This is a genomic window from Pseudomonas sp. PDM25, from assembly GCF_019219045.1.
In the GTDB taxonomy this organism is placed as follows: domain Bacteria; phylum Pseudomonadota; class Gammaproteobacteria; order Pseudomonadales; family Pseudomonadaceae; genus Aquipseudomonas.
In genome coordinates this window covers 443,007-451,841 of the sequence record NZ_JAHUWL010000006.1, presented here as the reverse complement: position 1 = coordinate 451,841, position 8,835 = coordinate 443,007, and the positions used below count along the sequence as shown (strand labels likewise).

Annotated in this window: 6 protein-coding genes; all 6 read right to left on the bottom strand. The window is 60.4% G+C overall.

The genetic code is table 11. From position 1 onward, the window contains the following. Positions 1-88: 88 nt before the first annotated feature. Genes moaA through KW848_RS14320 form a run of 6 tightly spaced genes read right to left on the bottom strand, consistent with a single transcriptional unit; the run spans position 89 to position 8,821 of the window. Positions 89-1,081, bottom strand: coding sequence for a GTP 3',8-cyclase MoaA (moaA, locus tag KW848_RS14345; protein WP_218537238.1), 993 nt, complete (start codon positions 1,079-1,081; stop codon positions 89-91). 25 nt (positions 1,082-1,106) lie between these two features. Continuing rightward, on the bottom strand, positions 1,107-2,066 hold the full coding sequence (locus tag KW848_RS14340) for a peptidylprolyl isomerase (RefSeq protein ID WP_218537237.1): 960 nt from the start codon (positions 2,064-2,066) through the stop codon (positions 1,107-1,109). A gap of 10 nt (positions 2,067-2,076) precedes the next feature. Next, positions 2,077-2,757 carry a respiratory nitrate reductase subunit gamma gene (gene narI / locus KW848_RS14335; protein ID WP_111450193.1) on the bottom strand — a complete coding sequence of 227 codons (681 nt, stop codon included), beginning with the start codon at positions 2,755-2,757 and terminating at the stop codon, positions 2,077-2,079. Beyond that, a complete protein-coding gene (gene narJ, locus KW848_RS14330; RefSeq protein WP_218537236.1) occupies positions 2,750-3,505 on the bottom strand; it encodes a nitrate reductase molybdenum cofactor assembly chaperone in 756 nt (251 codons plus the stop codon). The genes narI and narJ overlap by 8 nt, the downstream gene beginning before the upstream one ends. A gap of 2 nt (positions 3,506-3,507) precedes the next feature. Further along, entirely contained in the window at positions 3,508-5,046 is a 1,539-nt protein-coding gene (gene narH, locus KW848_RS14325; protein ID WP_033059086.1) for a nitrate reductase subunit beta, read from the bottom strand. A gap of 1 nt (position 5,047) precedes the next feature. Continuing rightward, a complete protein-coding gene (locus KW848_RS14320; RefSeq protein ID WP_218537235.1) occupies positions 5,048-8,821 on the bottom strand; it encodes a nitrate reductase subunit alpha in 3,774 nt (1,257 codons plus the stop codon). Between the last annotated feature and the right edge of the window lie 14 nt (positions 8,822-8,835).

The window sequence follows — 8,835 nt, the reverse complement described above, 5'->3', positions numbered from 1 at the left end:
GTGTCAGTCAACATTGATGTCGACTGACACTCCGCCTTCGCGAGCAAGCCCGCTCCCACATTGGATTTGCTGTGTTTTACAGATCAGTTCAACCACCACTCATGTTCATAAACCGCACAATCTGTACCTCCCCGTCTGGACTGAAATCATGGCGCAGTGGCTTGCCGCGCAAGGCCTTCTGCACCGCGTTGATCAGGGGTTGGTCATCCAGCGGATAACGCCGCAACAATCCACGCAAATCCAGCGCATCATCCTGCCCCAGACACAGCAACAGCTTCCCTTCAACAGTCATCCGCACCCGATTACAGCTGCCACAAAAGTTATGGCTATTGGGCGAAATAAAACCGATCCGCGTCCCGGGATGGCGCTCCAGACGCACATAGCGCGCCGGTCCGCCGCTGTTTTCGGTGCTGTCGAGCAAGCGATGCTGGCTGGCGATCAGCGTGCGCACTTCGTCGCTGGAACAGAACGATTCGCCTCGGGAACGACCGACGTCGCCCAAGGGCATTTCTTCGATGAAGCTGATATCGATGCGCTGATCAATCGCGTACTGCACCAACGCCGGGACTTCATCGAAGTTGCGCCCCTTCATCACCACGCAGTTGAGCTTGATCCGCTCAAACCCTGCGTCCCGCGCCGCTTCGATGCCGTTGAGCACCTGGTCGAGATCGCCGATGCGGGTGATCGCCCGAAACTTCTGCCCGTCCAGGCTATCGAGGCTGATGTTCATCCGCTTGACCCCGGCGTCGACCAACGGCCGGGCCAGACGGCCCAGTTGCGAGCCGTTGCTGGTCATCACCAGCTCACGCAAGCCGGGCAACGCGGCGATGTTGCGGCACAGTCCGACAATGCCAGGGCGGATCAGCGGCTCGCCACCGGTCAACCGGATTTTGCGTACCCCCAGGCCGACGAACAGCGTCGCCAAGCGCTGCAATTCCTCCAGCGTGAGCACCTGCTGACGCGGCAGGAACGTCATGTTTTTCGCCATGCAATACACACAGCGAAAATCACAGCGGTCCGTCACCGACATCCGCAGATAGTCGATCTGCCGCCCAAAACCATCCTGCATCACAGCGTTCATCACTTCTCCCGGTTTGCCTCGAGGCTCACTGCACCAGCGGTGAGTCGGCGCCCTGCAAGTGGATGCCACGAATATCGGCTGCACCGATCAGGGTTTGCAGGTACTGCACCAGGGCTTTCTGCCAGACGCCTTGCTGCAACTGCGTGCGGATTGCCGTCGACACCACTTCATAGGGCAACGGCATGCCTTCGATCCGCTGATCGACGCTGACCACATGCCAGCCGTAGCGACTTTCCAGCGGTTTGCTGGCCAGGCCTGGTGCCAGAGTGAACAGCTGACGCTCCAGCTCGGGCACGGTCTGGCCCTTGCTGATCTGTCCCAAAGAACCGCCTTGAGCCTTCGACGGGCAGGCCGAATATTTCACGGCCAGCTCGGCGAAACTGCCGGGGAATTCATCCAGCTGCTGCAGCAGAACTTCGGCCTGACCAAGCGCCAGTTCGCGGGCCTCGACATCGTCCGGCGCGCACTCCAGCAAGATGTGCCGCACCGCCAACAACGGCGCGCTGTGGAAGCGCCCGCGATTGTTTTCGTAGTAACGCAGGCTCGATTCCTCGTCGCACTGCGGCACTTTCACCTCACGCTCAAGCAACAAACGCGTGGCCGCTTCTTCTTCGTTCTCACCGGCGCCGATCTCCAGCGACACCCCGAGTTCGGTGATGCGCTGCTGCAACAACTCGCGGATCACCAGCGCGCGGGCGGCCAGGAAGACCGCCTCCTCGCGGCTTTCGGCCGGGTGATATTGCAGCTCCTGGGCCATCGCCTCCGGGGTGATCGACACCTCGTTGACGCTGATGATCGGCCATTCCTGTTCACTGCTGGCGATCAACTGCGCCGGGGCGTCATCGGCCCCCGCAGGCTCAACCGGCAGCGCTTCAAACTGCGCCTGTGCGACCGGCGCAATGTCCAGAACAACCTCGGCTTTTTTTGAAGAACCGCAGCCACCGCTGCCCCCGTTACCGCCACCACATCCACATCCACCTGACATGATTGTCTCCTCAGTACTTCTGACGAACGATTTGATAACGACGCCCCAAGTACCAGATCGGTGCGCTGATCATGTGTACGAGACGGGTGAAGGGGAACAGCACAAACAGGGTCAAGCCGAGAAACACATGCAATTTGTAGATCAACCCGACCGGCGCGATGGCCGCCGCTGCTTCCACCGGACGCAACAGCACGGTGTTCTGCGCCCAATCGGCGAGCATCACCATCACCGAGCCGTCCATGTGGCTGGTGGACGCGACGATGGTCAGCAGACCGAGCAGCAACTGCGCCAGCAGCACCAGCAGCACCAGGATGTCCGAAGGACTGGAAGTGGCACGGACCCGAGGATCACTGAGCCGGCGGTTAACCAGCATCAGCAGGCCGATCAGGCACAGCAGACCGAAGAGCCCGCCGGAAACCATTGCCAACAACTGCTTGTTCTCAGTGCTGATCACATGGTGATAAATCGACGCAGGGGTCAGCAGGCCGACAAAGTGTCCGGCCAGTACGAACAGCACACCGATGTGGAAGAAGTTGCTCGCCACGCGCATGCCGCGCTGATTGAGCATCTGGCTGGAGCCCGCTTTCCAGGTGTACTGCGACAGATCGAAGCGCGCCCAGCTGCCAATCAGGCAAATCGCCAGGGCGACATAGGGATAGACCCCGAACAACAACAGGTTCCATTTAGACATTGCCTACCTCCTTGGCTGGCACGGCGGCCAGCCCTTCATGCTGAAAATCCACCCAGTGCAATGGCACTGCGCTTTCCTCACGGGCCTTGCCCGGTGCGCTAGGCAGTGAACTGCAACGGTCCTGCTGTTCGGCCTGGAGGAAGTCCACGGCCTCCTCTTCCCAGATCTTGTCGAGGGCTTCGAGGGAGTCGTCGCGCGGTTCCGCCGCGACCTGCGCCCGCAGGTCGGCGACTGCCTGATGCGGCTCGGCCCCGGCAATTTGCAGCAATGCCCGGAAGCAGCTGGCATAGGCGCTTTCGCGCTCTTCCAGACGTGCCGCGAGCAAGGCCAGCAAGTGCGAAACATCCGCCAGGCCCTCGCGGGCCTCGAGGTCTTCGCGGGTGGAGAGGAACTCCAGGTACAGCGGGATGTAATCGGGCAGCTCTTTGACGCCGATGGCAAAACCGGCTTCTTCGTATTGCGCCATCATGTCGACCATGGCCTGGCCACGGTCGCGGGATTCACCGTGCACGTGCTCGAACAGCAGCAGCGACAGCGAGCGGCCCCGACCGAACAGCGCACCGTAGTGCTCCTGCCCGTCCATCAGGTCATTGGCGCAGATCAGCTCGAGCAATTCGAACAACGCACCGCGCTGTTTAGGGCTGATTTCCCGTGATTGGATAATCGCCTGCTCCAGTTCATCGCGACCGCCAATCAGCGTCTCGGTCGGGTAATCGAGCAGCAGCGAAATCACTTTGAGAATTTGCATGCTCATTCCTCCCACAACTGGACGGTTTTCAGGATGTCGCGGCGATTGGCTTTCTTCGCACCGAACATGTTGGTGTCGGAGCTGCCACTACAGCCGCTGCCGAAACTGAAACCGCAGCCCGAGCGCTCGGCGAAGGCGTCGCTCATGGCGTCTTCACGGTGCGCGCTCGGTACCACAAAGCGGTCTTCATAGTTGGCGATCGCCAGGTAGCGATACATCTCCTCGACCTGGGCCACGCTCAAGCCAACATCCTTGAGTACTTGCAGGTCCTGAACCCCGTCGACTTGCTCGGAACGTTTGTAGGCGCGCATCGCCAGCAAGCGCTTAAGCGCACGCTTGACCGGTTTTTCATCGCCCGCCGTCAGCAGGTTGGCCAGATACTTCAGTGGAATACGCAGGCTGTCGACGTCCGGGATCACCCCGTTCATGCCGACGGTGCCGGCAGTCGCGGCGTTCTGGATCGGCGACAGCGGCGGTACGTACCAGACCATTGGCAAGGTGCGGTATTCCGGGTGCAGCGGCAGTGCCAGCTTCCAGTCCACGGCCATTTTGTAGACCGGCGAACGCTGGGCTGAATCGATCACCGACTGCGGTACGCCATCGGCCAGGGCCTGACGGATCACCGCCGGGTCGTTCGGATCGAGGAAGATCTCCAGTTGTTTCTCGTACAGGTCCTGCTCATTGGCGGTGCTCGCCACTTCGCTGATGCGATCGGCGTCATACAGCAGCACACCGAGGTAACGGATGCGCCCGACGCAGGTTTCCGCGCAAACGGTCGGCATCCCGGCTTCGATACGCGGGTAGCAGAAGATGCATTTCTCGGACTTGCCGCTCTTCCAGTTGAAATAGATCTTCTTGTACGGGCAGCCGCTGATGCACATTCGCCAGCCACGGCATTTCTCCTGGTCGATCAGGACGATGCCGTCTTCTTCACGCTTGTAGATTGCCCCGCTCGGGCACGCCGCTGCGCACGTCGGGTTGAGGCAGTGCTCGCACAGGCGCGGCAAATACATCATGAAGGTGTTTTCGTACTCGCCGTAAATGTCCGCCTGAATCTTGTCGAAGTTCTTGTCCTTGCGACGCTTGGCGAATTCGGTGCCGAGGATCTCTTCCCAGTTCGGGCCCCACTCGATTTTTTCCATGCGTTTGCCGGAAATCAGCGAACGCGGGCGCGCGGTGGGCTGATGCTCGCCCAGCGGCGCGGTGTGCAGGTGCTGATAATCGAAGTCGAACGGTTCGTAGTAGTCGTCGAGACTCGGCAGGTCCGGGTTGGCGAAAATGTTCGCCAACACGCGGAATTTACCGCCGATGCGCGGGTTGATCGTGCCGTTGGCGTTGCGGATCCAGCCGCCCTTCCATTTGTCCTGGTTTTCCCATTCTTTCGGGTAGCCGATCCCGGGTTTCGATTCGACGTTGTTGAACCAGGCGTATTCCATGCCTTCACGGCTGGTCCAGACGTTTTTGCAGGTGATCGAGCAGGTGTGGCAACCGATGCATTTGTCCAGGTTCAGAACCATGCCGATTTGTGAGCGAATCTTCATCTCAGTTCTCCTCAATATCGGTCGGCAGCGGACGTGGCAGGTCATCGCCACTTGAACCATCGAGCCAGTCGACTTTGGACATTTTGCGCACCACGACGAATTCGTCGCGGTTGCAACCGACCGTGCCGTAATAGTTGAAACCGTAGGCTTGCTGGGCATAGCCGCCGATCATGTGGGTCGGCTTGAGCACGACGCGGGTGACCGAGTTGTGATGGCCGCCACGGGTCTTGGTGGTTTCCGAACCGGGCACGTTCACGATCCGTTCCTGTGCGTGATACATCATCACCATACCGTCCTTGACCCGTTGGCTGACCACCGCACGGGCGGTCAGCGCACCGTTGACGTTGAAGCACTCGATCCAGTCGTTGTCCTCGATGCCGGCGCTTTTCGCGTCGTTCTCCGAGAGCCAGACAATCGGCCCGCCGCGGCTGAGGGTGAGCATCAGCAGGTTATCGCTGTAGGTGCTGTGGATGCCCCACTTCTGGTGCGGGGTGATCCAGTTCAGGACGATTTCCTTGTGGCCGTTACTGCGCTTGCCTTTCACCCCTTCGATGGTGCGGGTGTTGACCGGCGGCCGATAACTCATCAGTTGCTCGCCGAACGCCTGCATCCACGGGTGATCCTGGTAGAACTGCTGGCGACCGGTGATGGTGCGCCATGGGATGCCTTCGTGAACGTTGGTGTAGCCGGCGTTGTAGCTGACGTGATCGTCTTCGAGCCCCGACCAGGTCGGGCTGGAAATGATCTTGCGCGGCTGTGCCTGAATGTCGCGGAAACGGATGGCCTCGTGGGCCTTGGACAGCGCCAGGTGGCTGTGGTCGATGCCGGTGAATTCCGACAGCGCGGCCCAGGCCTTGACGGCGACCTGGCCGTTGGTTTCCGGTGCAAGCGACAGAATCACTTCCGCGGCGTCGATCGCCGTGTCGATTTTCGGCCGACCCTGGCTGATACCGGCATCGCCTTCTTTGTGATTGAGTTCACCGAGGAATTTCACTTCGTCTTCGGTGTTCCAGTTGATGCCTTTGCCGCCGTTGCCGTTTTTCTCCAGCAATGGCCCCAGGGACGAGAACTGCTTGTAGATGTTCGGGTAGTCACGCTCCACCACGTGCAGGTTCGGCGCGTTCTTGCCCGGTTCCGGTGCCACACCAGCGCTTTTCCAGTCGGTGCCGCCAAACGGTTGGGCCAGTTCGCCGACGCTGTCGTGCATCAACGGGATGGTCACCAGGTCCTTCTCAACGCCCAGGTGCCCTTCGGACATGCTGGAAAACGCCTTGGCGATGCCTTTGTAGATTTCCCAGTCGGAACGCGATTCCCACGCCGGGTCGATGGCGGCCGACAACGGGTGAATGAACGGGTGCATGTCCGAGGTGTTCATGTCGTCTTTTTCGTACCACGTTGCCGTCGGCAACACGATGTCGGAATAGACGCAGGTCGAAGACATGCGGAAGTCCAGCGTGGTGACCAGATCGAGCTTGCCGATGGCGCCCTCGTCCACCCATTCGGCTTCTTCGGGTTTGCAATCGCCGACCTGGCCGATGTCTTCGTTCATCACACCGTTTTTGGTGCCGAGCAGGTACTTGAGCATGTACTCGTGGCCCTTGCCCGAGGAGCCCAGCAGGTTAGAACGCCAGATGAACATGTTGCGCGGGAAGTTGACCGGGCTGTCCGGCTGTTCGCAGGAGAAACGCAGCGAACCGTCCTGCAGCGACTTGACCACGTAGTCTTTCGGGTCCATGCCCGCAGCAGCGGCGTCGCGGCAAATGTGCAAAGGGTTAGTGTTGAGTTGCGGTGCGCTGGGCAACCAGCCGGCGCGTTCGGCGCGGATGTTGTAGTCCAGGGCATGCTCAGGGAATTGCGATTTATCGGCCAATGGCGAGAGCACGTCGTGCATGCTCATCTTCTCGTGGCGCCACTGCGAACTGTGGGCGTAGAAGAAGCTGGTGCCGTTCATTTGGCGAGGCGGACGGTTCCAGTCCAGGCCGAATGCCAGGGGCAGCCAGCCGCACTGCGGACGGAGTTTTTCCTGACCGACATAGTGCGCCCAACCGCCACCGGTCTGACCGACACACCCGCAAAGCATGAGCATGTTGATCAGCCCGCGGTAGTTCATGTCCATGTGGTACCAGTGGTTCATCGCCGCGCCGACGATGATCATCGAGCGGCCCTTGGTCTTGTCGGCGTTGTCGGCGAACTCACGGGCAATCTGGATGGCTTTCTCACGGCTGACGCCGGTGATCTGCTCTTGCCATGCCGGGGTGCCAGGCACCGAGGCGTCGTCGTAATCCTTGGCCACGTTTTCGCCACCGAGGCCGCGATCGATCGCCAGGTTGGCGGCCGACAGGTCGAACACGGTGGCGACTTTGGCCACGCTGCCGTCTGCCAGCACCACGTTGTGCACCGGCACGCGGCGGTATTGCACGGCATCGCCGGCCACGTGCTGGAAGTGCTCGTGGGACTCGCCGGCAAAATACGGGAAGGCCACTTCGGCCACGTCATCACCGATCAGGCTCAGCTTCAGATCGATCTCACGGCCTTCGCCGCCTTCACGAGGCAGGATGTTCCACTTGCCCTTCTCGCCCCAGCGATAACCGATGGAACCCTGAGGGGACACCAGTTCGCCGCTGACATCCAGGGCGATGGTTTTCCATTCCGGGTTGTTTTCCTGGCCGAGGTTGTCGGTCAGGTCACTGGCGCGCAGGAAGCGGTCTGGCTGGTAACCGGCGCCCGGTGCCTTGTCGACCATTTGCTTGAGCAGCACCAGCACCGGCAAATCGGTGAAGCGCTTGGCGTAGTCGGTGAAATAGGCGCTCGGTTTGTCCAGGTGGAACTCTTTGAAGATCACATGGTTGAACGCCTGGGCCAGCGCCGCATCGGTGCCTTGCTTAGGGTTCAGCCACAGGTCAGTGAGCTTGGCGACTTCCGAGTAATCCGGAGTGATCGCGACGGTCTTGGTGCCCTTGTAACGGACTTCGGTAAAGAAGTGCGCGTCGGGGGTACGGGTCTGCGGGACGTTGGAGCCCCAGGCAATGATGTAGTTGGAGTTGTACCAGTCGGCCGATTCCGGCACGTCGGTCTGCTCGCCCCAGACCATCGGCGAGGCCGGTGGCAGGTCGCAGTACCAATCGTAGAAACTCAGGCAGGCGCCGCCGATCAGCGACAGGTAACGCGAGCCTGCGGCGTAGCTGACCATTGACATGGCCGGGATCGGCGAGAAACCGACGATCCGGTCAGGGCCGTATTGCTTGATCGTATAGACGTTGGCCGCCGCAATGATCTCGTTGACCTCTTCCCAGTTGGAACGAATAAAGCCACCCATACCGCGCTTGCTTTTATAGGAGTCGGCCTTGACCTTGTCCTCGACGATGCTGGCCCAGGCTTCCACCGGCGCCATGGTTTGCCGCGCATCGCGCCAGAGCTTGAGCAATGGCTTGCGGATTTTCGGGTACTTGAGCCGGTTGGCGCTGTAGATGTACCAGCTGTAACTGGCACCACGCGGGCAGCCACGGGGCTCATGGTTCGGCAGATCATTACGGGTACGCGGATAGTCGGTCTGCTGGGTTTCCCAGGTGATCAGGCCGTTCTTGACGTAGATCTTCCACGAGCAGGACCCGGTGCAGTTCACCCCGTGGGTGGAACGCACGATCTTGTCGTACTGCCAGCGCGAACGGTAGACGTTCTCCCAGTCGCGAGACTCTTTGCGGGTCTCTCCATGACCGTCGGAAAACTCGTTTTGCTTGCGGTTGAAAAACCGCAATTGATCCAGTAAATGACTCACGGTGTAGTCCTCTC

What these genes read in the sequence shown, in the direction of transcription:
- moaA (WP_218537238.1), bottom strand. Translation starts at nt 1,081, where the DNA reads ATGAACGCTGTGATGCAGGATGGTTTTGGGCGGCAGATCGACTATCTG.
- KW848_RS14340 (WP_218537237.1), bottom strand. Translation starts at nt 2,066, where the DNA reads ATGTCAGGTGGATGTGGATGTGGTGGCGGTAACGGGGGCAGCGGTGGC.
- narI (WP_111450193.1), bottom strand. Translation starts at nt 2,757, where the DNA reads ATGTCTAAATGGAACCTGTTGTTGTTCGGGGTCTATCCCTATGTCGCC.
- narJ (WP_218537236.1), bottom strand. Translation starts at nt 3,505, where the DNA reads ATGCAAATTCTCAAAGTGATTTCGCTGCTGCTCGATTACCCGACCGAG.
- narH (WP_033059086.1), bottom strand. Translation starts at nt 5,046, where the DNA reads ATGAAGATTCGCTCACAAATCGGCATGGTTCTGAACCTGGACAAATGC.